The sequence below is a fragment of the Rhizobium sp. CAU 1783 genome (assembly GCF_054551725.1).
Genome location: NZ_JBTOLM010000007.1, coordinates 123,058 through 148,440 on the forward strand (window position 1 = coordinate 123,058; position 25,383 = coordinate 148,440).

At 60.7% G+C, this 25,383-nt stretch carries 24 protein-coding genes and 4 pseudogenes; 12 read left to right on the forward strand and 16 right to left on the reverse strand.

Features of this window, described 5'->3' with window-relative positions; translation table 11 throughout:
• Positions 1-26: 26 nt before the first annotated feature.
• The 4 genes and pseudogenes from ACX93L_RS21020 to ACX93L_RS21035 form a co-directional block, all read right to left on the reverse strand.
• Positions 27-313: pseudogene (locus ACX93L_RS21020) on the reverse strand (hypothetical protein); the annotation flags it as partial.
• Between the two features lie 108 nt (positions 314-421).
• Complete coding sequence (locus tag ACX93L_RS21025; RefSeq protein ID WP_459406656.1) at positions 422-1,450, reverse strand: amino acid ABC transporter permease; 1,029 nt, start codon at positions 1,448-1,450, stop codon at positions 422-424.
• A gap of 44 nt (positions 1,451-1,494) precedes the next feature.
• Positions 1,495-2,685: an amino acid ABC transporter permease gene (locus tag ACX93L_RS21030; RefSeq protein ID WP_459406657.1), complete on the reverse strand. Its 1,191-nt coding sequence runs from the start codon at positions 2,683-2,685 to the stop codon at positions 1,495-1,497.
• 18 nt (positions 2,686-2,703) lie between these two features.
• Positions 2,704-3,690: an amino acid ABC transporter substrate-binding protein gene (locus ACX93L_RS21035; protein ID WP_459406687.1), complete on the reverse strand. Its 987-nt coding sequence runs from the start codon at positions 3,688-3,690 to the stop codon at positions 2,704-2,706.
• A 593-nt stretch (positions 3,691-4,283) separates the two neighbouring features.
• Here ACX93L_RS21035 and ACX93L_RS21040 point away from each other — a divergent pair.
• The 11 genes from ACX93L_RS21040 to ACX93L_RS21090 all read left to right on the forward strand — a co-directional run bounded on the left by ACX93L_RS21040 (position 4,284) and on the right by ACX93L_RS21090 (position 14,120).
• Positions 4,284-4,913 (forward strand): RBBP9/YdeN family alpha/beta hydrolase, encoded by a 630-nt coding sequence (locus ACX93L_RS21040; RefSeq protein ID WP_459406658.1) that lies wholly within the window; start codon positions 4,284-4,286, stop codon positions 4,911-4,913.
• 50 nt (positions 4,914-4,963) lie between these two features.
• Positions 4,964-5,161, forward strand: coding sequence for a hypothetical protein (locus ACX93L_RS21045; RefSeq protein ID WP_459406659.1), 198 nt, complete (start codon positions 4,964-4,966; stop codon positions 5,159-5,161).
• 348 nt (positions 5,162-5,509) lie between these two features.
• Complete coding sequence (locus tag ACX93L_RS21050; protein WP_459406660.1) at positions 5,510-5,779, forward strand: acylphosphatase; 270 nt, start codon at positions 5,510-5,512, stop codon at positions 5,777-5,779.
• Positions 5,780-5,932: 153 nt separating this feature from the next.
• Positions 5,933-6,586, forward strand: a complete 654-nt coding sequence (locus tag ACX93L_RS21055) for a Rieske 2Fe-2S domain-containing protein (RefSeq protein ID WP_459406661.1) — start codon at positions 5,933-5,935, stop codon at positions 6,584-6,586.
• Positions 6,583-7,428, forward strand: a complete 846-nt coding sequence (locus ACX93L_RS21060) for an aromatic ring-hydroxylating dioxygenase subunit alpha (RefSeq protein WP_459406662.1) — start codon at positions 6,583-6,585, stop codon at positions 7,426-7,428. Before ACX93L_RS21055 ends, ACX93L_RS21060 begins: the two co-directional genes overlap by 4 nt.
• The gene (locus tag ACX93L_RS21065) at positions 7,428-8,081 is read left to right on the forward strand and encodes a glutathione S-transferase family protein (protein ID WP_459406663.1); all 654 of its coding nucleotides are present in this window, start codon (positions 7,428-7,430) and stop codon (positions 8,079-8,081) included. The genes ACX93L_RS21060 and ACX93L_RS21065 overlap by 1 nt, the downstream gene beginning before the upstream one ends.
• A gap of 1 nt (position 8,082) precedes the next feature.
• Positions 8,083-9,462, forward strand: a complete 1,380-nt coding sequence (locus ACX93L_RS21070; RefSeq protein ID WP_459406664.1) for an amidohydrolase — start codon at positions 8,083-8,085, stop codon at positions 9,460-9,462.
• Positions 9,463-9,488: 26 nt separating this feature from the next.
• Positions 9,489-10,586 carry a BMP family ABC transporter substrate-binding protein gene (locus tag ACX93L_RS21075; protein ID WP_459406665.1) on the forward strand — a complete coding sequence of 366 codons (1,098 nt, stop codon included), beginning with the start codon at positions 9,489-9,491 and terminating at the stop codon, positions 10,584-10,586.
• A 2-nt stretch (positions 10,587-10,588) separates the two neighbouring features.
• The gene (locus tag ACX93L_RS21080) at positions 10,589-12,112 is read left to right on the forward strand and encodes an ABC transporter ATP-binding protein (RefSeq protein ID WP_459406666.1); all 1,524 of its coding nucleotides are present in this window, start codon (positions 10,589-10,591) and stop codon (positions 12,110-12,112) included.
• Positions 12,109-13,209, forward strand: coding sequence for an ABC transporter permease (locus ACX93L_RS21085; RefSeq protein WP_459406667.1), 1,101 nt, complete (start codon positions 12,109-12,111; stop codon positions 13,207-13,209). Before ACX93L_RS21080 ends, ACX93L_RS21085 begins: the two co-directional genes overlap by 4 nt.
• On the forward strand, positions 13,209-14,120 hold the full coding sequence (locus ACX93L_RS21090) for an ABC transporter permease (protein WP_459406668.1): 912 nt from the start codon (positions 13,209-13,211) through the stop codon (positions 14,118-14,120). Before ACX93L_RS21085 ends, ACX93L_RS21090 begins: the two co-directional genes overlap by 1 nt.
• A gap of 600 nt (positions 14,121-14,720) precedes the next feature.
• On the opposite strand, the gene ACX93L_RS21095 is transcribed toward ACX93L_RS21090, so the two are convergent.
• The 12 genes and pseudogenes from ACX93L_RS21095 to ACX93L_RS21150 all read right to left on the reverse strand — a co-directional run.
• Positions 14,721-15,878: an AGE family epimerase/isomerase gene (locus ACX93L_RS21095; protein ID WP_459406669.1), complete on the reverse strand. Its 1,158-nt coding sequence runs from the start codon at positions 15,876-15,878 to the stop codon at positions 14,721-14,723.
• 40 nt (positions 15,879-15,918) lie between these two features.
• On the reverse strand, positions 15,919-17,274 hold the full coding sequence (locus ACX93L_RS21100) for a glycoside hydrolase family 130 protein (RefSeq protein WP_459406670.1): 1,356 nt from the start codon (positions 17,272-17,274) through the stop codon (positions 15,919-15,921).
• Positions 17,271-19,550, reverse strand: coding sequence for a glycosyltransferase family 4 protein (locus tag ACX93L_RS21105; protein WP_459406671.1), 2,280 nt, complete (start codon positions 19,548-19,550; stop codon positions 17,271-17,273). The genes ACX93L_RS21100 and ACX93L_RS21105 overlap by 4 nt, the downstream gene beginning before the upstream one ends.
• Before the next feature lie 61 nt (positions 19,551-19,611).
• Positions 19,612-19,815: a hypothetical protein gene (locus tag ACX93L_RS21110; RefSeq protein WP_459406672.1), complete on the reverse strand. Its 204-nt coding sequence runs from the start codon at positions 19,813-19,815 to the stop codon at positions 19,612-19,614.
• A 73-nt stretch (positions 19,816-19,888) separates the two neighbouring features.
• Positions 19,889-20,125: a hypothetical protein gene (locus ACX93L_RS21115; RefSeq protein WP_459406673.1), complete on the reverse strand. Its 237-nt coding sequence runs from the start codon at positions 20,123-20,125 to the stop codon at positions 19,889-19,891.
• Between the two features lie 88 nt (positions 20,126-20,213).
• Positions 20,214-20,384: a hypothetical protein gene (locus tag ACX93L_RS21120; protein ID WP_459406674.1), complete on the reverse strand. Its 171-nt coding sequence runs from the start codon at positions 20,382-20,384 to the stop codon at positions 20,214-20,216.
• A gap of 428 nt (positions 20,385-20,812) precedes the next feature.
• Positions 20,813-21,100, reverse strand: coding sequence for a DUF1488 family protein (locus tag ACX93L_RS21125; RefSeq protein ID WP_459406675.1), 288 nt, complete (start codon positions 21,098-21,100; stop codon positions 20,813-20,815).
• Positions 21,097-21,348, reverse strand: coding sequence for a hypothetical protein (locus ACX93L_RS21130; protein ID WP_459406676.1), 252 nt, complete (start codon positions 21,346-21,348; stop codon positions 21,097-21,099). The genes ACX93L_RS21125 and ACX93L_RS21130 overlap by 4 nt, the downstream gene beginning before the upstream one ends.
• Positions 21,349-21,551: 203 nt before the next feature.
• Positions 21,552-22,655 carry an AI-2E family transporter gene (locus tag ACX93L_RS21135; protein WP_459406677.1) on the reverse strand — a complete coding sequence of 368 codons (1,104 nt, stop codon included), beginning with the start codon at positions 22,653-22,655 and terminating at the stop codon, positions 21,552-21,554.
• 88 nt (positions 22,656-22,743) lie between these two features.
• Positions 22,744-23,543 (reverse strand): annotated as a pseudogene (locus tag ACX93L_RS21140) (transglutaminase-like domain-containing protein).
• Between the two features lie 135 nt (positions 23,544-23,678).
• Complete coding sequence (locus tag ACX93L_RS21145; RefSeq protein WP_459406678.1) at positions 23,679-24,755, reverse strand: sensor histidine kinase; 1,077 nt, start codon at positions 24,753-24,755, stop codon at positions 23,679-23,681.
• A gap of 226 nt (positions 24,756-24,981) precedes the next feature.
• Positions 24,982-25,141, reverse strand: a pseudogene (locus tag ACX93L_RS21150) (DUF6481 family protein); the annotation flags it as partial.
• 13 nt (positions 25,142-25,154) lie between these two features.
• Between ACX93L_RS21150 and ACX93L_RS21155 the strand changes: the two are divergent.
• Positions 25,155-25,383 (forward strand): annotated as a pseudogene (locus ACX93L_RS21155) (recombinase family protein); the annotation flags it as partial.

The window sequence follows — 25,383 nt, forward strand, 5'->3', positions numbered from 1 at the left end:
GATCTGACGACACCGAAGGGCAGGGTCACAGCGGCAAAAAGATCGAGCGCATTGACCACCAGCAGCAGATCGTCATGGGTCTGCAGATGGATGTTCCAGATATTGGCCGGCGCCTCGACATACGTGACCGTGCGCGGGTGCTTCGGATCGCGGACATCGACGATCGAAAATCCGCGCGACCAGGGGGGCCGATATAGGCATACCCACGATGCAGCATCAGCTGCAGCCCATCGCCGCGCCCTCCGATGTCGCTGTGGCCGACCAGCTTCATGTTGCGGGCGTAGTCAGGGGCCGGAAGATCGCTGCTTGTCATCGGTTTCACCCTTCATCTGGTATTGCGGTCTTGAGCATGGGTGGCGTCGTCGAGGCGGTCGAAGTCGGCCGGCCGAAATCGTTCTCCGCGGAACATCGAGTCTGCGCCTCAATGATGGCCGCCTGCGCGCAGATGCCGTTCGAGCCAGAGGCTGTAGCGCGACGCACAGAAACTGAACGCGAAATAGATTGCCGCCACGAGCACATAGGCCTCGGTGTAGAAGCCCAGCCATTGCGGATCGGTGGCAGATGACTTCGCCGCATTGAGCAAGTCGTAGATGCCGATGACGGTGAGCAGCGACGTGTTGAGCAGAATGCCGACCGACAGGTTCACGATGGCGGGGATCACCGCGCGCAACGCCTGCGGCAGGATCACCAGGCGCGCGGTCTGCCAGTAGGTCAGCCCGAGGGCGGAGGCCGCGTCGCCCTGACCTGCAGGCAGGGCCTGCAGGCCGGCGCGGATGATCTCCGCGAGATAGGCGGAGGCAAACAGCGTGATGCCAATCTGCGCGCGCAACAGCTTGTCGACCAGTGCGCCGGCCGGCAGTGCCATCGGCACGATCAGCATCGCCACGTAGAGCACGACGATCATCGGCACAGCGCGCAAGACCTCGATATAGGTGACCGCCAGCAGACGCAGGATGCGCATGCGCGACCGCCTCGCAAGCGCCAGCAGGACTGCCAGCGGAAAGGCGAAGCCGAGGCCCATGATCGACACGAAGACGGTGATCGGCAGTCCGCCCCAATGATTGGTGGAGACGATCGGGGGTGCGATCACGCCGGAGACCAGCAGGCATGCGGCAGTCAGGGCGACAATCCACACCGCAATCAGGCGGGTACTCCAGAACCGCGGCACAGCCGAACAGCCCAGCAGCACCAGAACCGCGACGGTCGCGAGCGCCGGCCGCCATTGCAGGTCCTGCGGGAAGAAGGCAAAGAGGATGAAACGCAGTTTCTCCCCGACGAATACCCAGCACGCTCCCGCATCGCTGGCGGCACAGTCTTGGGCAGTTCCCATCCAGACCGCATCCAGAACGGCCCAATGGAGGACAGGACGCCCGATCCACAGGATCAGGCCAAGCAAGACCAGCGTGATCGCGCCGTTCACCGGGCTTGAGAACAGGGGCTTGAGACGCATGCGTGCGGCTCTGGGACGTAGCGGCTGGGAGAGGGAAACGAGCGTCATCGGGGATGGGCACCCTTCAGGGCAATCCTGTGATTGTACTGGTTCATCAGCGCCGAGACCGCGAGGTTGATGGCAAGGTAGACGACCATGATCAGGGCGATCACCTCGATCACCTGCCCGGTCGTGTTGGCGGTGGTGTTGGCAACGCTCACCAGATCCGGGAAGCCGATCGCCACGGCAAGGCTCGAATTCTTCGTCAGGTCGAGATAGCTCGAGGTCATCAGCGGCGTGATGACGCGCAGCGCCTGCGGCAGGACCACCAGCCGCATGATCTGGCCCGGCTTCAAGCCGAGTGCGCGCGCGGCCTCCCACTGGCCGTTCTGCACTGATTGGATTCCGCTTCGAACGATCTCCGAAATGGTGGCCGACGCATTGACGGTGAGCCCTGCAAGAAGCGCAGCAAACTCAGGTGTGAGCGACCAGCCGCCCCGGATGTTGAAGCCGCCCCGCGCCGGAACCTCGATCCCGGGCGCATGGCCGGAAAGCGCGAGGACGGCGAGCAGGAAGCAGATCGAGGCGCCGATGAATGCCACGCTCTTCGAAACATAGAAGCTGCGGCCCATGAAGAGTCGTCGGGCTGCGAGGACCAGAGTGCCGACATAAAGGACGAGCGCCGGGAGCCAGATCAACGCGGAAAGGTCGCCGAGGGTGACCGACGGAACGAAGATCCCCCGATTGCTGAGAAATGCGAGATCCAGCAAAGTGACGGCATTGCGAGGCGCCGGCAGGCTCTGGAACAGGCCGGTCCAGAGGAAAAGCTGCAGCAGCAGCGGGGTGCCACGCAGGATCTCGACATAGCCACGGATCAGCGAGGAAAGCAGCGGATTTCCAGCCAGCCGGGCGATCCCGAGGACGACGCCCAGCACCGTGGCAAGAACGCAGCCGAGCAGCGCCACCTTTGCCGTGTTGGCAACACCCGCGACCAGTGCCCAGGCATAACTGTCACCGGCCTGATACCCATTCAGGCTCTCGCCGATCTCGAAGTTTGCCTGTTGGAAAAGAAACGAAAAGCCCGGCGCCAGCCCAACCCGCTGCATGTTGGCGAGCGTGTTGGAGCCGAAGTACCAGAAGGCGAGCAGGATGCCGGCGAGAAGGGCGAGTTGCCGCAACGGCAGCGGCCCGATCCACTCAGAAACCCTTATGAGCAAGCCGGGCCCTTTCGGACCCGGCAGGACTTTGATTGTCATGAGGTTTCCCCGACGCGATCAACGGAAGGGCGGAGAATAGAGAAGACCACCATTCGTCCAGAGATTGTTGTAGCCACGCTCCAGATTGAGCGACGTTCCCTTGCCGATGTTGCGATCGAAGATCTCGCCGTAATTGCCCACCGTCTTGATGATGTTGTAGGCGAACTTCGGATCGAGGCCGATGGCCTCGCCAAGCGACGGATCCACGCCGAGGAAGCGCTGGATCGCGGGGTCTTCGCTCTTCAGGAACTCGTCGACATTGGCCTTGGTGATGCCGAGCTCCTCAGCCTGGATGGTGGCGTAGACGGTCCAGTTGACGATTTCCAGCCACTGGTCGTCGCCGGCGCGGATCGCCGGGGCAAGCGGCTCCTTGGACAGGCGCTCCGGCAGCAGGACGTACTCATCCGGGTTCTTGAGCTGCGTCCGCTTGCCGGCAAGGTCGGTGGAGTCCTGGGTCAGCGCATCGACACGGCCGGATTCGAGGGCTTTGACAAATTCGCCTGTTTCCTCGATCGTCACCGGGGTGAACTTCTTGCCGGTCTTGCGGAAGAAGTCGGCAATGTTCAGCTCGCCCGTCGTGCCGCTCTGGACGCCGATGGTGGCGCCGTCAAGTTCAGTGCCCTTGCTCACGCCGAGATCCTTGCGGACCAGCAGACCCTGGCCGTCATAGAAGACCACCGGACCGAAATGGAAGCCGAGCTTGAAGGCGCGGGTGATGGTCTGCGTCACGCCCGACAGCAGGATGTCGTACTCGCCCGACTGCAGCGCCGGCAGGCGCTGCTGCGGCGAGGAGTTGGTGAACTCAACCTTTTCGGGGTCGTTGAAGACGGTAATGGCCAGCGCGCGGCCGTAGTCGACGAAGAAGCCGTTCCAGCGACCGTCGCTGCCGGGCGAGAAGAAGCCCGGCGTCGTGCCGACGCCGACCTTGATGAGGCCGCGTCCCTTGATCTTGTCCAGAGTCTCGCCAGCGTTGGCGATGCCGGCCGACAGGGCCGTTGCCGCCATCAAGGCAATCGCGGCGAGACGGTTGAGTTTCGAAAAGTTCGACATGAAATCTCCTGCTTGCGTGAAAGTCCCATCGCTTGGGCCGATGCGGAACTGTCACGATCATAAATCTAGTAAATTTATGTAATAGGTATTTTATTTTGCAAAATGCTCAAACTTTGAACACCTTGCCCAAATTACAGCCTCGCAGAAGGCGCCGATTGCGCACCGCAACAGAAGCCGGCTTAAACACATCCAAACCTGGACCGGCCTCCCCATGTTCCGGATCCTCAGACTGATCCGGCAAACAGGGCGGCTGTCCGGCCAGACGCGACCGTCCGGATGAAACACATCTTCGGTCTCCTCATTTGACAGACTGCATCTTGAACAACTGAGAGGCCGCAACAGATTTCGTGCGAAGAGTGTCGGCAGCTGCGAGCGGCGCTGGCAAAGCGTCTCCACGACGCTCCTTCTACGGCGCCGGTGCTGATCAGATCCCCTTTCGAAATCAAATTCTATATTTTTTGTATATAATAAATTTTGCTTGCTTAAGAAGACCGCCGATTTTCGCGATGATCGGCCATCGTTATCAAGGACCGAGGACGGCCATCACCATGCGAACGCACCCGACCGGCGACGCAGAGACTTTCATTCTCCCCGGACTGAACGGATCGGGGGAAGGTCATTGGCAATGGCACTGGGCCCGAGACAACCAGAATGCCGTGTTCGTCGAGCAGGACGACTGGACTTGCCCGAGGCTCGCGGACTGGCGTGATAACCTGGAAGCTGCGCTTGACGGGAGCGATGGCGCCTGGATTGTCGCCCACAGCCTCGGCTGTCTACTGACCGCCAACATGGTGAGAAGCCCGCATGTGAAGAAGATTCGCGGCGCACTCCTGGTCGCACCTTGCGATCTCGTCGCGACGGAAGCCCTGCATCCCTGCGTGCTGAAATTCGGCGACATGCCGCTCGATCCGCTTCCCTTCCCGAGCCTGGTCGTCGCCAGCCTAAACGACCCCTACATGTCCTTCGACAAGGTCAAGGCGGTGGCCGGAAGCTGGAAAAGCGCACTCATCGATATCGGCGCAGCCGGACATGTCAATATCGGGAGCGGTTTCGGACGTTGGACCGGCGGCTATGATTTGCTTGACCTACTGAGAAATGCGAGCCGTCATCGCGCCACGCCGAACCGGACACCCACCGAAATCCGCTTCCGCCCCGCGCCAGAGACGACCACGCATTGAGAGCAGCCACATCCACGCGATGAAACTCGCCCCACAAAGGAAGAAGACGCATGCCTCTCGCAATCAATTCCTTCGGCTTCGGACTGTTCGACCTCAAGCGCGGACAGAAGAAGGCGGCTCCGGAAACCGACAGCCGAGAAGACAGCGATTTGTCCCACGCCGCCGAACCCACAAAGCCGGATCATGCCAGGACGGCCCCGGCAGATGAGCGCGGGCTCTTCTACTGGGGCTTCTTTCCGATGATCTAACGAAACCCGCAGGTCAATCCAATACGGGAGGGACCGGCCAACGCCCCGGAATGTCGGCCGGACAGTGTCGCCGCCCTTAAGGGCCAGATAGCGGGATATTCGCGGCCGCGTCTCACGGTGCCGCTTGGACAGGCTGCAGGGCGCGAGCGGCCCGGGACCTCCATCAGAGATGGCGATCGCGTCAGGTCTGGGCGCCAGGCTCTTTTCTCCGGGAGCACGAACCCTTGTTCCAACACCCGGTACGTCGCAGATGTCAACCTGCCTCCGGGAGAGGAGATCGACCACCTCCGCTTGCATTCACCGCGATTTTGATGTGACTTGCCCTCGACATAAGGGGAGCCGGTGTGAATGGCGAAAGAAGCGAACGAACTGCAGAAGCAGCGGATGGTTATCGTCGGAGAGCTTCTGCCCGATTCCTTTCTTCCGTGGATCGGTCGTCACGCATCCAAACTGGGCCTTTCTCCCATCATCGCGCATGTATCGCCAGACAGGATCGAGCTCGACCTTGTCGGCCCCGACGAACTGATCGACATGATGGAAATGGGTTGCATGCTAGGCCCGATAGACGCCTGGGTGGAGAGTATCGACCGCCTGAAACCAGGCGACCACACCGTCTAGATCTCGCCGCCCCTGAAGATTTTGCGCTTTTTTTGATCACTCATTGCCATTGAGCAATAGTTATGCAAACTTGTCTTTCAACGACGGGCCGAAGGTAGCCAGAGCAGACCGACGACCAGCGTTAGCTCTATGATTTTTTTAGGATAATTCAACATGCACTCCGGCACGACGGGCCGATGGACGCCAGTCGCACTCTCTGCCGATCTTCCGGCAAAAACGGTCATGCCGGCCCGTATCGGTGCCGAAACCATCGCTATCTGGCGCGGCGCCTCCGGCCAGGCCGCCGCTTCCGCCGATCGTTGCCCTCACCGGGGGATGCGGCTTTCCCACGGCTTCGTGCGTGGCGAGGCTCTCTCCTGCATCTATCACGGCTGGCGTTATGCCAAGGCCGGCAACTGTCTGAGCATCCCGGCCCATCCGGGCCTCACGCCGCCGGAAGCAATCCGCGTCGCGACCTTCCCCGTGATTGAACAGAATGGCCTTGTCTGGATCGGCAAGGACACGCCCGAAGGCACACCGGCGAAGCTCGATGGGCTTTCGCCCGTCCGGTCGCTGACCGTCGCCGCGACGATAGGCGCGATCGAGGCGGCAGCCGGTGCGAGCGCGGGCGCGGACGGTCTGCTGAGGCCGGCCGATGCGTTGGGCGGGCTCTGTCTTCTTCTGTCCGATCTGTGCGATGGACAGACGCTCATGCATGTCCTGCTCGCCACCGAGTCGACGCCTGGGGAACGGATAGCCGCCTCGCGGTTTGCCGAGGCGCTGCGCCGCCGCGCCGAGACCGTCTCCGTGGAAGGAGAACGCCCATGAGCAGGAAGGGAATGCTGGACGAGTGGTATCCGGTCGCAATGTTCAGCCAGCTAGCGACCGCCGACTACGACACCGTCTTGATGGGCGAACCCGTGAAGGTCGCCCTCGGCGAGGGCGGCACGGCGACCGTGACGAACGCCCGGGGTGACGCTCTTCCCGTTCGCGTGCGTTATGGCCATGTCTGGACCTCGCTCGGCACTCCGGGGCACGAACTCTTCGACATCCCCGAAGCCGATCAGCCGGGCCGACGTCTCGTCGATGTCGGCGTGGTCCGGGTCCGCTGCTCACCGCTGCGGGCGGTGGAGAATTTCCTCGACATTGCCCATTTCCCCTTCGTCCATACCGACATCCTCGGCTCTGAGCCTCATACGGAAGTGCAAAACTACAAGGTCGAGATTCGCGAGGATGTAGACGAGGTCTGGGCGACGCAGGTGGAATTCTACCAGCCGCGGGCCGCAAAATCGGCGGCGGGCGGCATCACCACCGAATACATGTATCGCGTGCCGGCACCAACCTGCTCGATCCTCTACAAGACCTGCCCGCCGCGACCGGATGAATGGGATGTCATCACCCTCTTCGTTCAACCGATCGGCGAGGATATTTGCGACGTCTGGCCCTGGATGGCACTCTTCGATGACACGTCATCCATGACCGATCTCATCCACTTCCAGCAAACAATCTTCCTGCAGGACCGCTCGATCCTCGAAAACCAGATCCCGGCCTTGCTGCCGCTGGATCCTGGCATGGAAATCCCGACCAGGGCCGATCTGACCTCGGTCGCCTATCGGCGCTGGCTCAAGCGGCACAACTATACCTATGGCGCGCAACTGGTGGCGCAATAATGAAGCTCTACGACTACGTCCTTTCGCCCAGCTGCTACAAGGTGCGCCTCATGGCCGCGCTGGCAGGCGTCAAACTCGAACTGCGTCCGGTCGACTTTCATCCCGGCGGTGAGCATCGCAGCGCTGAAATGCTGGCGCTCAACCCGGCCGGAACGATCCCGATCCTCGAAGACGGCGATCTGCTCTTGACGGAATCGTCCGCCATGCTCGCCTATATCGCCGCGAAGACGGCACCGGGCTGGCTTGGCAATGCCTCCGCGGAAGAAACCGCAAGGACCCAGCAGTGGCTCGCCTTCTCCGCGCGCCTGACCACCTCCCTCGGCGGCGCCCGGCTGCACCAGATGCTGCTCGTTCCGGGCGACATCGAAAGCCTCCAGGCCAAGGGAGTTGCTGCGCTCAGGGAGCTTGAGCTCGGCCTCTTCGAACAGGCCGAGCGTGGCCAGCGCTTCCTCAGCGCCGACCATCCGACGATCGCCGACATTGCCTGCTTCCCCTATGTGGCGCTGGCGCCGGACGGCAATGTCCTGCTCGACCCCTATCCGATGATCCGCCTGTGGTCGCGAGCGCTTCGCTCACTCGACGGCTTCATCGAGATGCCCGGCATCCACCGCCTTCACGACCTGAAGCCCGAGCCTGATATGACGGAGGCCTGAGATGGGCGGCTATCTCCTCCAGAACTGCGCAGCGGTCATTGTCGATGACGGCGCTGGTCCGGCGGTTCTGCGCGAAGTGGACCTTTTGACCGAAGGTCCGGCGATCAAGGCGATCGGCAAAGGCCTTGCCGATCGACCAATGCCGGTCGGTACAGAGGTCAGGGATGCGACGGGCTGGTTCGTCTATCCGGGCCTCGTCAACACGCATCACCACTTCTTCCAGTGCTTCGTCAGAAATCACGCCGAACTCGACTGGACGGCCCTTTCGGTCATCGAATGGCTGGATCGCATCTACCCGATCTTTTCGCGCCTGACCGAGGACTGCTTCTATCATTCCTCGGTCACCGCCATGGCCGAACTCATCAAGCACGGATGCACGACGGCCTTCGACCACCAGTACAATTTTCCCCGTCATGCCGGAAAACGGCTGATCGACCGGCAATTCGAGGCGGCCGATCTCTTCGGCATCCGCTTTCATGCCGGCCGCGGTGGCAATACCCTGCCCAAGTCCGAAGGCTCGACCATCCCCGACGAGATGCTCGAGACGACGGATGAATTCATCGCCGACTGCGCCCGCCTGATCGACGCCTATCACGACGGCGGCCCCTTCAGCATGCGCCAGGTCGTGGTTTCCCCCTGCCAGCCGGTCAATTCCTATCGAGAGACCTTCGTGGAATCGGTCGCGCTCGCGCGCGACAAGGGTGTCTTCCTGCACACCCATGTCGGCGAAGGCGAAAGCCCGGTGATGGAGGCGCGCCACGGGCTTCGGACCGTCGATTATCTGGAAGAGATCGGCTTTGCCGGCCCCGACACCTTCTATGCCCATTGCTGGGAATTGACCCACGACGAACTTGCGAAGATGGCGGCAAGCGGAACCGGTGTTTCCCATTGTCCGGAACCCGTCTACCTGGTCGGCGCCGAGATCACCGATATTCCGGCGATGGCCGCCCTTGGTGTCCGGGTCGGGCTCGGCTGCGACGGTGCCGCCTCCAATGACAATTCCAACCTCATGCACTGCCTGCATTCGGCCTACATGCTGCAATGCCTCGCCGCCTCGGGCCGCAAGCATCCGGTCCCGCTACCGGCCGAGTTCCTCGGCTACGGCACCACCGGCGGCGCTAGCCTGCTTGGCCGCACGGACATCGGGCGCCTCGCACCCGGCATGGCGGCCGATCTCTTCGCCATCGACACCCGCCGCCTGGACTATGTCGGCACGCGCCATGACCCGTTGAGCCTGATCCCGCGCGTCGGCGTCGGCTCCGTGACCGACATGACCATGATCAATGGCCGCATCGTCTGGCAGAACGGCGAGTTTTCCGGCCTCGATGAGGCGAAACTGTTTACGGATGCCGAAGAGGCACTCGCCCGCATCACGATCTAAAAAACCAAAAGAGGGAAACAAGAACCATGACCAACCTGACCCGCAGAACACTCATGCAGGCGGCCGCTGCGACCGGCCTCGCCAGCGTATTCTCCAGCCGTTCGGTCTTCGCCGCCGACGAACCGCTCGGCATCGCGCTCGTCGTGCCCTCGCCCGTCGGCGATGTCGGCTGGGCGCATGCACTCTCGGCAGGTCTCGATCCGATCAAGGCCGCCTATGGCGACAAGGTGAAGGTGACGGTCATCGAGAACGTCGCCGAAGGCCCGGATGCCGACCGCATCATGAACAAGGTCGTCGCCGACGGCGCCAAGGTCCTGATCGCCGGCTCGTTCGGCTACCAGAACGGCGCGCTTCAGATCGCCCGCCGCGATCCTTCGGTCACCGTGCTTCATGCATCGGGCTTCCAGGTCGCGCCGAACTTCTCGCCCTTTGCCGCGAAATACTTCCAGGGCACTTACCTGCTCGGCATGGCAGCCGCCGCTCTTTCCAAGACCGGCAAGCTCGGCTCGGTCTCTGCCTTCGCCATTCCCGAACTGATCACCTCGATCAACGCCTTCACGCTCGGCGCCCAGGCGGTCAATCCGAACATTGAAGTTTCAGTCGTGTGGGTCAACTCGTGGTTCGATCCGGCCAAGGAGCAGGAAGCGGCCAAGGCCCTGATCGCGCAGAATTGCGACGTGATCTTCTCCAACGCCCAGGACACGCCATCCGTCATCTCGGCCTGCGAGGAAGCCGGCGTCTACGCCTTCAACCTCAATTCCTCGATGAAGAAATACGCGCCGAAGAAATATCTCGGCTGCGTCACCACCGACTGGTCGCCCTTCTTCAAGGCCTCGGTCGATGCCCATCTGGCTGGCACGTTCAAGGGCCAGAATGCCTTCCTCGGCGTGGCGGACAAGGTGGTCGAGGTCGTTGACTGGAACGCCGACATCCCGGCCGACACGATGACCAAGATCAAGGAGCTTGAGGCAAAGATCGCAGACGGCAGCTTCTCGCCCTTCACCGGCCCGATCACCAAGGCCGACGGCAGCGAAGCTGTCGCCGCCGGCGTCACCCTGCCCGACAGCGACATCGTCGCCATGGACTGGCACGTCAAAGGTGTCGCAACGCCGCTGCCGAAGTAAGCATGACCACGCCCCTCCTGTCGCTTCGTGGCGTCTCCAAGAGCTACGGTCAGATCCAGGCCAACAGGAACATTGGCCTGGATGTGGCACCGAACTCGATTCACGCGATTCTCGGTGAAAACGGGGCCGGCAAGTCGACCCTGATGAAGCTCATCTACGGGGTCGAACAGCCCGATGACGGAAGCCTGTCCTGGGAGGGAAACCCGCTGACGCTCGCCTCGCCTGCCGAGGCGAGACGTCAGGGCATTGCCATGGTGTTCCAGCATTTCTCGCTGTTCGAGACCCTGACCGTGGTCGAGAATATACAGCTGGTGATGCCGGGCAAGAAGGCAGAACTCGCCGATCGCATGCGTGCGCTCGGCCGAGATTTCGGGCTGGAGGTCGATCCGCTTGCCCATGTCCACGCGCTCTCCGTCGGCGAGCGCCAGCGGGTGGAAATCATCCGCTGCCTGATGACAGATCCGAAGCTCCTCATTCTCGACGAACCGACTTCGGTTCTGCCGCCGCAGGCGGTGGAGAAGCTGTTCGACACGCTTCGCAAACTCCGCGATGGCGGCGTCTCCATTCTTTTCATCTCGCACAAACTGGAAGAAATCCGCTCGCTCTGCGACCGTGCAACCATCCTGCGCGCCGGCGAAGTCACGGGCCATGTCGACCCCCGGGATCACGACGCCCATGATCTCGCCCGCATGATGATCGGCCGCGACATGCCCGCTCCCATGCCGGCCTCCACCAATCCGCCCGGCGAGAAATGTCTCGAACTCATCGGCCTCGACTACACGCCCGACGATCCGTTCGCAGTGCCGCTTTCCAAGATCAGCCTGTCCGTGCGCGCCGGTGAGATCATTGGAATTGCCGGCATCTCCGGAAACGGACAGAGCGAACTGGCGGCGCTGATCTCCGGCGAAACCACGCTTCCCGGCGGCGAACAGGACCGCATCTTCATGATGGGCAAGGATGTCGGCCAGCTCGACGCTGCCGCCCGCCGCGCGCTCGGCTTCGCCTTCGTCCCCGAAGATCGTCTCGGCCGCGGCGCGGTGCCGGAAATGTCGTTGACGCTCAACGGCCTGCTGACGGCTCACCCGCAAGGGCTCGTCCGCCGCGGCCTCGTGGACAGGACCCAAGCCGAAGCTTTCGCACGCGATTGCATCCGCGACTATGACGTCCGCACCTCCGGTCCCGATGCCGAGGCCGGTTCGCTGTCCGGCGGCAACCTGCAGAAATTCATCGTCGGTCGCGAGATCATGCTCGCGCCCAAGCTGCTCTTCGTCGCCCAGCCGACCTGGGGCGTCGACATCGGGGCGGCCTCGGCCATTCGCCGCCGCCTGGTTGGCCTGCGGAACGAGGGGATGGCGATCCTCGTGATTTCGGAGGAACTGGAAGAATTGTTCGAACTCAGCGATTTCATCCAGGTCCTGCACCATGGGACGCTCAGCGAGCCGCTCGTGACGCGGGACACGCGACCCGAAGATGTCGGCCGCTACATGATCGGATCCGAACACGCATCCGGAAAGATGGCATCATGAGCGCACCGGCCCTTGCCCTCCTGCCGCACGTCGTGCGCCGCGAACGCGCCTCGCTGACGGCGGCAGTCCTCGCTCCGCTCGCAGCCGTGGCTGTCGCCACACTGCTCAATCTCGGGCTCTACATGCTATTGGGCCGGGAGCCCGGCGCCGTCATTCATGCGATGCTGCTGGAGCCATTCATCTCCTGGTCCTCCTTTTCCGAGGTCCTTCTGAAGATGGGCCCGCTGCTTTTCATCGCCCAAGGCCTGGCGATCGGTTTCCGCGCCAAGGTCTTCAACATCGGCGCAGAAGGCCAGTTCATCCTCGGCGCGATCTTCGCCTCCGCCATCCCGATCTGGTATCCGCAGGCGACCGGCGGCTGGATCTGGCCTTCGATGCTGATCCTCGGCGCCATCGGCGGTGCGCTCTGGGCCTCGCTCACCGCTTTCTGGCGCGCCCGGCTCAATGCCAACGAGATCCTCGTCTCGCTCATGCTGAGCCTGGTCGCGGCGCAGTTTCTCTATTACCTGCTGCTCGGCCCCTGGAAAGACCCGAACGGCTTCAACTTCCCGCAGTCGGTGATGTTCCAGTTCGACGCCACGATCCCGACTCTGATCCCGCGCACCCGGGTGAACGTGTCCCTGGTGATCGCAATGGTACTGTCGATTGTCGCCTGGATCTTCATGCAGAAGAGCTTTATGGGCTTCAAGCTGCAGGTCGGAGGCCTCGCCCCGCGCGCCGCCGGCTTTGCGGGCTTCAGCGAAAGGAAGGCGATCTGGCTGTCGCTCCTGATCGGCGGTTTTGCGGCCGGTCTCGCGGGAGCGGCCGAAGTCGCAGGCCCGGTCGGCCAGCTGCAGCGCTCGATCGCCACCGGCTACGGTTATGCCGCGATCATCGTCGCCTATCTCGGCGGACTGCATCCGATCGGCATCATCTTCTCCTCGCTCGTCATGGCCGCGCTCTATATTGGCGGTGACAACGCCATGGTCTCGGCAGACCTGCCGATCGCAGCCGTCCGCGTCTTCCAGGGCAGTCTCTTGCTCGCCTATCTCGTCGCAGTCGCCTTCGTCCGCTATCGACTGGAATGGCCTCATATGTCTCGCCGGAGGACGGCTTAATGAATGCGACAGAATTCATCCTCGCCGGGATGCTCGCGGCAGCGACACCCTTCCTGCTCGCGGCGCTGGGCGAGCTTGTCGTCGAGCGCGCCGGTGTCCTCAACTTGGGCGTCGAGGGGCTGATGGCAATCGGTGCGTCGATCGCCTTCATCGTGACCTATCACGGCGGCGGCCATCTTCTCGGCTTCCTCGCCGCCGGCCTCTGCGGCACGCTTCTCGCTCTCATCTTCGCTTTCATCGTTCTGGGCTTCCGCGCCAACCAGGTGGCGACAGGGCTTGCCATCGGCATTCTGGGCCAGGGGCTGTCCGCCCTTTTCGGCAAAACCTATGAGAGCCTGACGGTCAAGTCCTTGCCGAAGCTCGCCATACCGGGCCTCTCCGATCTCCCGGTGGTCGGCGGCCTGTTCGCGCAGGACGTCGTCGTCTGGCTTGCGCTGGCCGCGACGCTCGGCGTCTGGTTCATTCTGTCGCGGACACGGATGGGTCTGACGATCCGCGCCGTTGGCGAAAATCCGAAGTCGGCGCACGCGCTGGGTTATTCGGTCAACGGCATCCGGCTCGCCGCAGTCGCCTTCGGCGGCATGTTGGCCGGTTTTGCCGGCGCCTACGCCGCGATCGTCTACACCCCGCTCTGGGCCGACGGCATGATCGCCGGTCGAGGCTGGATCGCGATTGCCCTCGTCGTCTTCGGCACCTGGCTCACCGGCCGCATCTTCCTTGGCGCCTGCCTCTTCGGTGCCGTCTCCCTGATGGGACTGGCCGCGCAGGCGGCCGGCATTGATTTGCCCTCCCAGCTCCTGTCGAGCCTGCCCTACATCATAACGATCATCGTCCTCGGCATCATATCGGCCGACAAGCGCCTGCTGAAGCTCAACGGCATCGCCTCACTCGGCGAACCCTTCGAGCGGTGACGTTCGGTTCTATCTGGAGCGAGGGCGCTTTGCGTCCGGGGTGTCGGACGCAGATTTGCGCCGTTCACTGTGGGACTGCTGTTCTTTGGCGCCTGCGGTCCCTCTAACGCAAAGAGGCCCCACGGAGGGGACTTGGGGGCGGATTGTCTTGCTTCGGTGGTGGGCTTTGCGCCTTGTGTTATGGCTTTCGGAACGGGACGCTAGCATTTTGAGTTCAGACAAGCCAAAGGCCCTGCCGATGGTTCGGACGGGCTTCACACATGTTATTGGTTGGCGCTGGCAGGATTTGAGCCTGCGGGTTTCGGGTAATGTTCGGCAGGAGGAGGAGCGGTCAGGCCAGGGAAGATGCAGTCTTCGCGCCCGGGATCGGACAGGCTTGAAGGGAGGGATTGTTGGTTGCGGGGGCCTGATGCCACAGAGACCTGCAAAGTCCTGCTTTGCGCCTGTCCAGTGTTGACCATCCGCGCCTCCGCTGGCGGCTGTCACTTCGTAAATAAGAGTATACGTCCGATATGGGGCCGCAAACGGACAGTCCGCTTTCAACCTCCAAACTTGAAGTCAAGACATACAGTTTCCCTGTCTCCCAGACGTCAGGATGCTTTACTTGCGGACCGGGAGCGAGCGTGCCTGCCTACCATCTTCGACCAGGTCCGCAACTGCAGTCCAGAGGTGATAGAGTGAGCTTGCAGGGATTGTGCGGGCAATCGAGATGTCCTGGGTGTCGAGGCGGTCATGCCAGCAACCGGGAGGCGCTCCGGTCATGTAGGTCCCCAGAATGGCAGCAGCCACGTCGTCTGCCTCGACAAGATATCCTCGAAAGCCGAAACGCTCATAGAGTGACAAGAAGGCCTTCAGCATCTCCACCTGAGGCCAGAGCCGCCGCGACGGGGTAATCGGCGTAACCGCCGAAACGACATCGACAAGGAAGGGCGAACCCTCGATGCGCCCGATCGCTAGAGCGGTCGAGAACAGGTCGAGGCATATCTTGGTGTGGTCGCTGTCGGTCAGCATGTCATGACGGGTCGTCAGCCACACCCATTCGCACATGTGACCAGGTTCCAGCCGATCGGATCCGTATCGGGCGGCGAGTTCCCATTGCGGCCCAAAGAACTCGTGAAGCGGCCCTTTTGGTCCGACCAGGAAATGTGAGCGCAGGAGTGCGAACGCCCGACTTTCCGCCCTCATGTGAGCGGATGTTCGGTTGTTTTCGCAAAGGGCCAGGGTCGCTTCGAGGTAGTGCATGTGCGGATTCTGCCTGCGCGGCAGGCTTCCGTCGCTGTCTTCGGCCCACCCGCCGAAAGGATCCTTCAATGTCCGGTCGATTGCGATGAGTGCCTGATCGATGTGATGACGGTACATGTCCTTGCCTGTGGCAGTCAGCAGCCAGGAGAGGGCAAGCAGGATACAGGAACTGTCATAGAGGTCGCGGATGGGGTCGGTGATGCTGTCGGTATGGCGGTTGAAAGCTCGAGCATAACCGCCACGCCTGCCGCCAATCCAAGCGACGCGGTGCAGATTGGCAAAGGCCGCCTCAGCCATTTGAAGTGAAGCGGGTGGTGCAACGCCGAGATGGGCCGCATGCGCATGCACATAGATCTGTCGTGCCACGGTTCGGCTACGGACCTCACCCGAACTCTGGGGCGATCCGTCGAGCGCCAGATATTCGACGAACTGCCCGCAGTGATTGTCGAAGCCCAGTGAGGCCCAAGTCGGCAAAATGTCTTCAAGGAACCTTGATTTGAGAAGCGACAGGCTCACAACGGGTCTCCTCTCGGTCGCATTCCAATACGGTTCATCGTCATGAACTCGTCGCGACGGGGCGCATCGTCTCCAGAAGCCCACGGATCTTAATTGTCGTGAAGTTGGAATAAGTATCCGACACAGCATAAGGCAGGGCGATCAGATCGCCGTGTCGCATGGCACCGCAGGAATAGACAACATTGGGCACATAGCCTTCCCGCTCCGTCGGCTCCGGCTGCAGCAGGGGTTCGACTGTCCGCGAGAGAATGATGCTTGGGTCCTGCTTGTCGAGCAAGGTCACACCGATCGCGTAGCGTCGCATGGGCCCCACCCCATGGGTGAACAGAAGCCAGCCCTCGTCGATTTCGACCGGCGAGCCGCAGTTTCCAATTTGTACGAACTGCCAGGCAAATTCCGGCTTCATCAACATCTGCCCTTCCTCCCAGTAATGCACATCATCAGAATAGAGGAGGAACAGGTTTTCGCTGTCTTGCCGAGCAATCATCGCGTAGTGACCGTTGATCCGCCGTGGAAAGAGCGCCATGCCTTTGTTGCGGGCAGCAGGTCCTCGCAAAGGGGTCAGCGTAAAGCTGGCGAAGTCTGTCGTCTCAAGGAGTTCCGAGCGGATTGATGAGCCGCTATAGGCTGTATAGGTTGCAAAATAAATGGTCTTTCCTTCATCGTCGAAGGCCACGAAACGGGCATCCTCGATGCCGTTGGATTGGGCCTCGGTGACCGGGAAGACAACGCGCTCACTGAGGTCGCTGTCAAGGTTGAAGCTGAGCCCGATACAGCCGGCCGGCGCGAGTCCGTCCTGGGCATGAATGTCAGGCAGACCCGCCAACCGTGTCGGAGGATCGACGGCCAAAGCACCATTCGCATCAAGCACACCAGAGCGGAAGGTTAGCGAGGAGATGTGGCCCTCCCCGACTGCCCTGAGACTAAGGATCACCCGCCTGCTACCCTCGACGACGCCAGACTGGTCTGGATGTGCAACGATACTGGGATTGAAGAGGGCTGCGGATTCGAACGAATACTCGTTCATGAAATAGGCCCCGACCAACTGCCTCTGTTGCTGGCTGAATCGCTGGTGATGGTGGAATGCATCTTCCATCGCATCCGCCCGCAGTTCGAACTGCCGCAGCAGGTTGCGATGCCGTCCTTCAAAATTGGCTAGGATGTCGCGCAACTGTTGGTCCGTGGCGATCGGGTCCAGCGACAGAACACGGTCAACGATCTCATTTGCCCTGCTCTTGTCACGTGGATTGAGGTGGCGCGGCTCGGTTGATGGCTTGAATGGGCGCACGATCACGCGTGTCGGGTCGGGCCTGAGATAAAGAGCCTGCCGGTTGAGAAGGCTGTCTTGGGGCAAAAGGGATCCTGCTCTGTCTGGATGAGGGGTGATCCGGCTCATGAGAGTTGCCGGAAAACGACCCCGGGAAGCATGGGCGTATGGGCCTGATGAACTCTCCCGATCTCGATTGAGGAGATCAGATAACAGAGCACGGATTCAGCGCCGCGATTCTCGTTGGGGCGGTCTGCGTGTAGGCCGTCACGGCAACTTCCCGTTTCCGGATCGACAAGGGAGATCCCATGATCGTTGCTGCCCGTGAACCAATTGAAGGTTCTGTTGGCAACCTCTATCCAGTGCTTGTCGGAGGTCGCTTCATAAGCGGCAAGGCATGCCGATATCGTTGCCGTGGCCTCCACCGGCTGCTGATCGAATGGCTTCGGGGGCTTGCCGATTTCGAAGAAGCCCTCAGTGCCAATGGCACGAAAGTGACCTGCGTCTGCAGTCTGCTGGACCATCAACCATTGAAGGGTAGCTAATCCCGTTTCGACAAACGCAGACACTTTGGTAGACAGGCCCGTAACAATTAAAGCCTGGCTAAGTCGCGCGTTTTCGTAGGATAGTCCTTCCTCGAACCAGCGGCGCCCGTTCTTCGATACACGCCGTTCCAGATCCATCAGATTTTCGGCGTGCCGAATGCGCAGCATACGTGCGTGGGAATCGTGGGGATTGGCCCTGCAGTAGTCGTTCAACCCGAGTAGCGTGAAAGCCCAGGCTCGGGGAGAGCGAAAGCCGAGCGTAACGGACATGGCTTTCGCAAAGAGCGCGCTTGCCCAGTGGCGGCGAGGTGCATCGCTATCGGACAGCGCACAGCCGCCCAAGGCCCAGAGCGTCCTTCCGTGGCTGTCTTCGGACCCCTCGTCCTCGAGCCAGCGGCGATCGAAGCTCATGAAGTTGCGGAAACGACCTGTCTCCGGATTCCACGCATGCTCGACAAAGGCCGCGAATGACGCCGTCGTCCGATCGGCAATTCCAATCTCGGCAGCTTTCGACAGCAGAGAAGATAGAAGCAGCGCCCGCGCATTGTCGTCCACGCAGTAACCGTGGGATCTGTCGGGCACAGAAAAGACGGCATGTTGAACAATGCCGGTATCGTCACACATGGCGTGGAAATGCCCAAGCTTCAACGCTGTTCGCTGCGCCGGCTGCTTGATGCGCAAGGAGACGAGGTCACTGACGAGTTTCGGCCGGGAGGATTCGCGCGCCTTTGCCATGCTCTCCAGATAGAGTTCGGCCACATGGGACCAGATCATCGAGCGTCCCGCATCGTATGCGAGGTGGCGCATGGCCATTCGACGGGCATCGTCGCCGAGCAGAGCGGCAATCGCCTTGCCGGTCGCCGATGCGTCGCCAAAAGGAACGAGAACGCCGCGTGCATCCGTCAGAAGCTCTAGGGCATGCCAGTAGGGGGTCGACACGACTGCGCTGCCCATGCCGAAGCTGTAGGCCAGCGTTCCAGACGTCATCTGCGCTTCGTCGAGATAAGGCGTCACATAGACGTCGCACATGGCGATAAAGTCGAGCAGTGTCGGCAGGTCAACAAAATGATTGAGGAACTCCACGGCGTGGTCGACCCCGAGATTTTCCGCGCGGTGACGCAGGCTGTCTCGATAGGTGTCGCCCTGCTTGCGCAATAATGTCGGATGGGTGGCCCCAAGCACGATATAGAGCGCTCGAGGGTTCTGCTCCAGGATCGCGGGCATGGCATCGATCACCACCTCGATCCCCTTGTTCGGAGAGAGCAGGCCAAATGTCAGGATGATCGGACGTCCCACGTAACCCCGTTCGACTTTGGCCAACTCCGGGTCATGAAAGGGGCGATCAGGTATGCCGTGCGCGATGACGTCTATCTTCTCTGGCGCAACCCCATAGACCTGCGTGAGCAAGAGACGTCCGCGCTCCGCCATGACGACAATGCGATTGGAGTGTGCGGCGACCTTTTTCAGCACGCGGAGTTGCGAAGGGGTCGGATCTGCAAGAATCGTATGGCAGGTCGTGACGACTGGCACCCGCAGATGCGACAGGAGTGTCAGAATGAATTCACCATCGGGTCCACCGAAGATACCGAATTCGTGCTGCAGGGATACAGCGTCGAACAGGCCCTGGTTCAGGATTCTGGCCGCAGTCACATAATCTTCAGGCTCGGACTCCCGGATCTCGAAGATCACCTCGGGAGGATAGGCATAACTCTGCTCCTCGTCGGTCACGGCAATGATGCTGGTCCGGACATGTGAGGCGGTTCCGGCCATGGCCTGGGATAGATCACTCGTGAAGGTGGCGATGCCACACTGTCGCGGGGGAGAATTCCCGATGAAGGCGATACGCGTTAGGTGGTTCATGGGCGTTCCCTTCAGAACAAATGTGGCAGGCTCCTTCCCGCAAGCGGTCAAGGCGTTAAGATCATTGCAGTTCCACCGCTTCCAGATCCCGTTCGAGCGCGACACGGCCCTGGTGAAGTTCAACATTCCAGAGCCGGTATTGGGGGCTGCTCTGATAGGCGGGCATCGGAGCCGCGACTGTGTAGGTGACTGCGGCAGCAGGCGACAGCCCCTTGGTCGTGACGAGGCGGACCATCTGGCCGATGGTAAAACGATGAGAAGGCATGCCGTTACTCCTTATAGAGTTGGCTCGGCGTGGGCCGGACTGAAGGCCTGACGGGTCTTTGATCGATTCCCAATCACTGTTCCGGGACTGCAAGCAGTTTGTCTTTTTCCAGGGCCGCATCGAGTTCCGACGGATCGATGGCAAACAAGCTCTTCTTGTTGCCTGAGGCTACTTCGATCATGGTGGAGACACGCCGAAAGGCGAGCCAGGAAACACCAACGATTTGTTCCTCGTCGTCCAGAATATCGTAGTCTCCCGGCGGGTAAGCGCCCTGCAGACCTGTCAATGTGAAGGGCGCCTTGAAATTCACTGTTCTCTTCTTCGTTCGCGTAAACATCTAATATTCCAATCCCTTTGGTGACGTTGCGATATGGGGGCGTTACAAGAGCCTGAGAGTGTCACGGCTCGGTTGCTGTGGTCGAATTGATCCTGTCCGCGAATATGAGCACCGTGCATGCTTGGCGCGGATCGCTATGTCTGATGTCGGCGATCTTCGGGTTAATCCGCCCTGCAGCAGCCAAGCTCGACCTGGCATCGGCCAGAACCACGATGTCATCGCCCTTGGCCATCGTCGCTCCCCTCCGGCACTGGATTTTCAGAATGGCCGGAAGGGGAAGAACTGCCACCCTCATCTTCCCAGCGAGAAAGCGCCGCACGATCTGCCAAGACCCGCTGCCGTTTGGAAGCGGGGTCATCAGTGGGCATGATCATGCCGTCATTAATCTGGTCAATTATCCGATGCTCGCGTACCCGATCGCGTCCCTCCTGGGCTTCAAGATCACAAGTCGCATAGTCGGAACGCTCGAGCAGAGATCGTAAAGTCCGCTGATCGGCCTTGGCCTCAGCGCCGCGTAACGTAAGCCGGCCTACCATGGCAGGGCGAACAAACGTCCTTCAGGACGTTCATAGGCCTCCACCGCGCTCACGGAAACATGGACTTCGAGTGTCATGGTCAACTCCTCATCTGGATTCCACTGAGACGGTGATCGGTAACGAGTCAGTTGGCGGACCGCAGTGAAGAGCCGACAGCGTTCGCGTCCATTTTTATCATCGGACGGTTGTTCTTCTGATACAGAGCGCGCGCGATCTCCAGGATACGGCTGTAGGACCGATCAAAGGCCAAAAGATAGCCCTGCTCGCGCGGTCTCGCGGTAGAACTGTCCTGCTCAAAGAGTCCCACGGACAAAAGGAAGACGATCTGTTTCAATCCGTCGTAGCCGACAAACCGGATGACACCGCGGCGGTCGTCGTAGGTCCGTGTCCTGTTCGCAAAATAGAGGCTCATATGCCTATCTCCATGGCGGTCGATTGAGCGCGCACCTCAGAGACACGTTCTGCCCAAGTGCTGACCGCAGCGATCAGAACATCTGGCTCCCTCGTTTCATTCTGATAAAGTTCAAGCGCGTATCTGGCTGCATTGCGGTCGAGTTCACCCATCGGCTCTTCGTACTGAAATCCCGTGCGTCGAAGAACGGCTCTGACTATGCAGATATCCGTTGTGCCAAGCAGAAGTAGATTGCTGTGGGAAGACATATTGTCCTCCTTTTGCTGGGGCTCAGGTGCGTGCCGCCCGTAAAATGACAGCGCCCGTAACGTGGCTGCCATTAACCTTTAGATAGTGCACAAATCAGAAATTGCAATAGCAGCTCACAAACAGCGTAAAGATGCGGCACTGGTGAATCTACAGATTTATGAGAGCTGCCATGCCCTACGACTGTCAGCGCGGGCGCCGTAATTTATTCCGAGGACTTCTCTTCAGCCCTTCTTCTCGAATCCATCGGTTGGGCTCGAATTTCCGCCCGCTGATCTTGTTGTTTGGTGAACAGGGACCACGCGGAAATGAAGAGCGCCGCAATCATAGGGCCAATGACAAAGCCACTCAGGCCAAAGAGTGATATCCCGCCTACGGTCGAAATCAGAACGACATAGTCAGGTAGCCTCGCACCTTGACCGACGAGCGGAGGTCTGAGGAGATTATCGATCAGGCCGATGATGAAGGCACCGACTAGGACCATGATCATTCCTTTGATCCAGGCACCGACCAGGAAGAGCCAGATGGCGGCGGGCACCCAGACGATCGCCGCGCCAATGGCCGGCAGCATCGACAGAAAAGTCATCACTACGCCCCAGAGGAGGGCTGCTTCTACGCCCAAGGCCCAGAAGGTTAAGCCTCCGATGACACCTTGGACGATTGCGATGATCACATTGCCGCGGACTGTGGCGCGGACAACAGCGGCGAACTTGTCGACGAACTGTCGCGTGTAGTCGTCGCTCAGCGGAATGGAGTGGCGCAGCATCTTTCCGAGGGATGCGCCATCCCGAAACAGGAAAAACAGGAGATAGAGCATCAGTCCCATGCTGATGAAGAACTGCAGCGTATTCTGACCGAAGCTTAACAGACCGCCTGCAATTGACTGGCCAGCCTCCATCAGGCCAGACGAGAGCCGTGCCCACAACTCGGCAAAGCCATCAAGCTTCAGCGAAGTCAGCCAGGTGCCTACAAATTCAGGAAGCGCCGCCTGCAAACGTAGAAGATGAGCGTTCAGGTCAATTTCATTGCTGCTGATGCGCTGATAGAGGCTCGTCCCTTCCTCAATAAGGGATGCCAGGATACCGAGAGCCGGCAGGATAACGAGGCAGATGCAAAGGAGCAGCGTCAGCAATGCCGAGATCGTTGCGCGACCACCCAGCCACCGCTCCAGCCGCTTGTGGACGGGGAAGAAAAGGATCGCCAGGATGACGGCCCACAACACCGCTGTGTAATAGGGAATGAGAAGCCACACGAAAGCGACCGTCACGATCAGAAGGAGTACGTAGAAGCTTGCTCGCTGGATGGTCATTTGGGCACCTTCTTCTCGTCGGTTCGGCCTTGAGCCAATGGCGATGGTTTGAGGTCTTCGGTCCATCGCGCCAGGTGCTTGGTGGCCGTCAGTCGACGTCTTCCGTGACCACTTCGAAATGCGTCAGCGTTGCTGGCCCGAAGGCTGTCGAGAGCGCGACATCCGTGGCATCACGCCCCCTCGCCATCAGGATGCGACCGATACGCGGGACATTGTGGCGCGCATCGACGGTCCCACAGCGACCGCCGAGACAGACCTCGCACCAGGCGCTGAAATCGATGGGATGCGGATCCTTTGGCACGCCGATACCCCCCGAGGTAACCGGTGCAGCCGGGATGTTGAGGATCGGCAGAGCGTGATGGTGAGATGGGAGAAATCGCGGCAGACGCCTGTCCTGTCCACGAAGCCGCCGGGAGCCGTGCGGGTCGGGTCGGCCCTGTCATAATCGAAGACAAGATGGCCATGGATGAAGTCGAGGATGGCCTTCACCCGCGCCCAGCCCAGAGGCGTCGCAAAAAACTGCTTCCAGGCAAAATCGGCCAGACGGTCGGTCTCGCAGTAACGGCTCCCGAGCAGGAAAACCAGGACATCGTCGGGCAAGTCCGGAATTGGAAGCTGAACCGCCAGTTCGGGCAGGAATTCCGCCAAGCCACTGTCGCTCACGTCGAATTGGGCCGAGATCATCGTTCGGCCAGCAGGCGCCACGATCCGGCTGCAGGCATTGCCATAAGCATCGAGACAATCGCGCTGGGGGATCATGCGGTTAAAGGAGAGGGTTTGCTCGCTGCAGAGGTCCCGTTCCCTCGATGGGTGAACCTTGAGGACGAGCAGCATCGACGTCTCGTTCTGACAATCGCATTCGATGTTAAACCCTGCGCGAATCTTCATGGCACCATCTTTCTGCAATGCCGCCAAACCAGTTTATTCATGACAACGGTTGAGGCGCAGCGGCGTTCCTCTCCATCCCGGGATCGCGAATGGAGACACTTGTCAGCGTCACCCCGCCATGCAGCGGGAAAAGCCTCAGGCTGCGGTGCTGGTGTTCGAATGAAACGTCGCATGGGCCACAGTGACACTCATGCCTTTATCGCTGGATACAATCTGGACCCGCGCATCGAGCTGTTTCGCCAGCGCCTCGATGATCAAAGATCCGAGGCCAGATCCGGGCTCGGCCGGCTTTTCCGTCACGCTGCGACCGACACCGTTGTCAGCGACGACAAGCCGCCAGTCAGTGTCGCGTGTCTCATAGCTGACGAGAACCCTTTCAGACCCTGTGGACACCGGGAAGGCATATTTGATGGCATTGATGAGAAGTTCGGTCACGATCAAGCCGATGCTTACGGCGTTGCGTGACGGGATGGTGCTTTCACTGGCATGCAGATCAATCGAGATGGGCCGGCTATCCAGAATTATCGACTTTGCCAATCCGTCGCAGAGCTTCCGCAGATAGGCCGAAACTTCGATCTCGTCGACGCCATCCGTCAGGTGCAGGTAATTCTGCACCGTTGCGACCGACATGACGCGCTGGTGGGCGTCTTCGAGATGGCGGCGGCTTTCCTCGGACGTCACTGCACGGGCCTTGAGCATCAGGATGCTGGCGATGATCTGCAGGCTGTTGGCCACGCGGTGCTGCATTTCCTGGAAGAGAACGCGCTGTTGGACGAGCAATTCCTCCGTCCTCTCCAGCAGGGCCTGTTTCTCGGCTTCCGCCCGCCTGGCTTCGGTGATGTCGCGAAATGCAAGCAGCGTGTTCGGGGCGGAGGATCCACCGTAATCGACGGTTCGCGCCGACATCAGCAGCGTACGGCGTCCGATCTTGGCGACATCCCTGTCGAACTCGAAGGCGGATATCTCCGGATGATCCGGGATGGCTGCAGCAAGACGCTGGCGCAGCACCGGGATATCCCATTGGCGCCTATCCAGATCGAACAGGCTGATCCCATGTGAACGTCCAGGATCGATCTCGAAGGTGTCGAAGAAGGCGCTGTTGGCCGCTACCAGCCGCAAATGACTGTCGAGAACAACGAAGGGTTCCGGTATGCTTTCAACGATGGCGAGCGCGAGCCTTTTCGCGTCACTCGGGTCCCCGAATTGCTGCATCGGCTATCCCCTCCATCGCAGGGCTGACTATCGCAATTGACTTCTGGCCCGGCACACCGAGAAATACTAAGCCTCGTTGTTCCCTTTGGCCATAACAATCGACCTCTGTTGTTTGTCATACGGGTTGCAACCGCACCAGAAGAGACGGCTGGAGGGATCCGTTTTCGCCTGGCGCCGCAGGGCCCCGCGGCCCCGCAGATTCGATCGAATGTCCGAAACCCGAATGCTAGGCGCGTCGGGCCTTGCGGTTGGCATAGCGCCGATCACGCTCAGCCTTGCGAGCGGCCTCGTCCTCGAGCACCCGTGCAATGCGGTTTCTTTTCCACGGTTTCTCGCGCTTCTGTTTCAGTGCGTGCCGCCGCATCTGCGGCAGCCTGCCGGCAAGCCAGCAGGTGCATTGTGCCCATCGCCAACATCATGGCTTTCTTGGAGGGCCTGGATTTGATGGAGCAGCAGTTCCTCGCTGCGGCGGGCAACGACCTGATGGCACGGATTGGGTCACCGGCGAGCATCGACATGGCTGCCAAACGCAAAAAGCTCCTCGCGGGTTATGCTGAGGAGCTTTTGCAGAAGTTTCGGGAATGGGAGAACTTACAAGTTTCGTTGGTTGCGGGGGCAGGATTTGAAC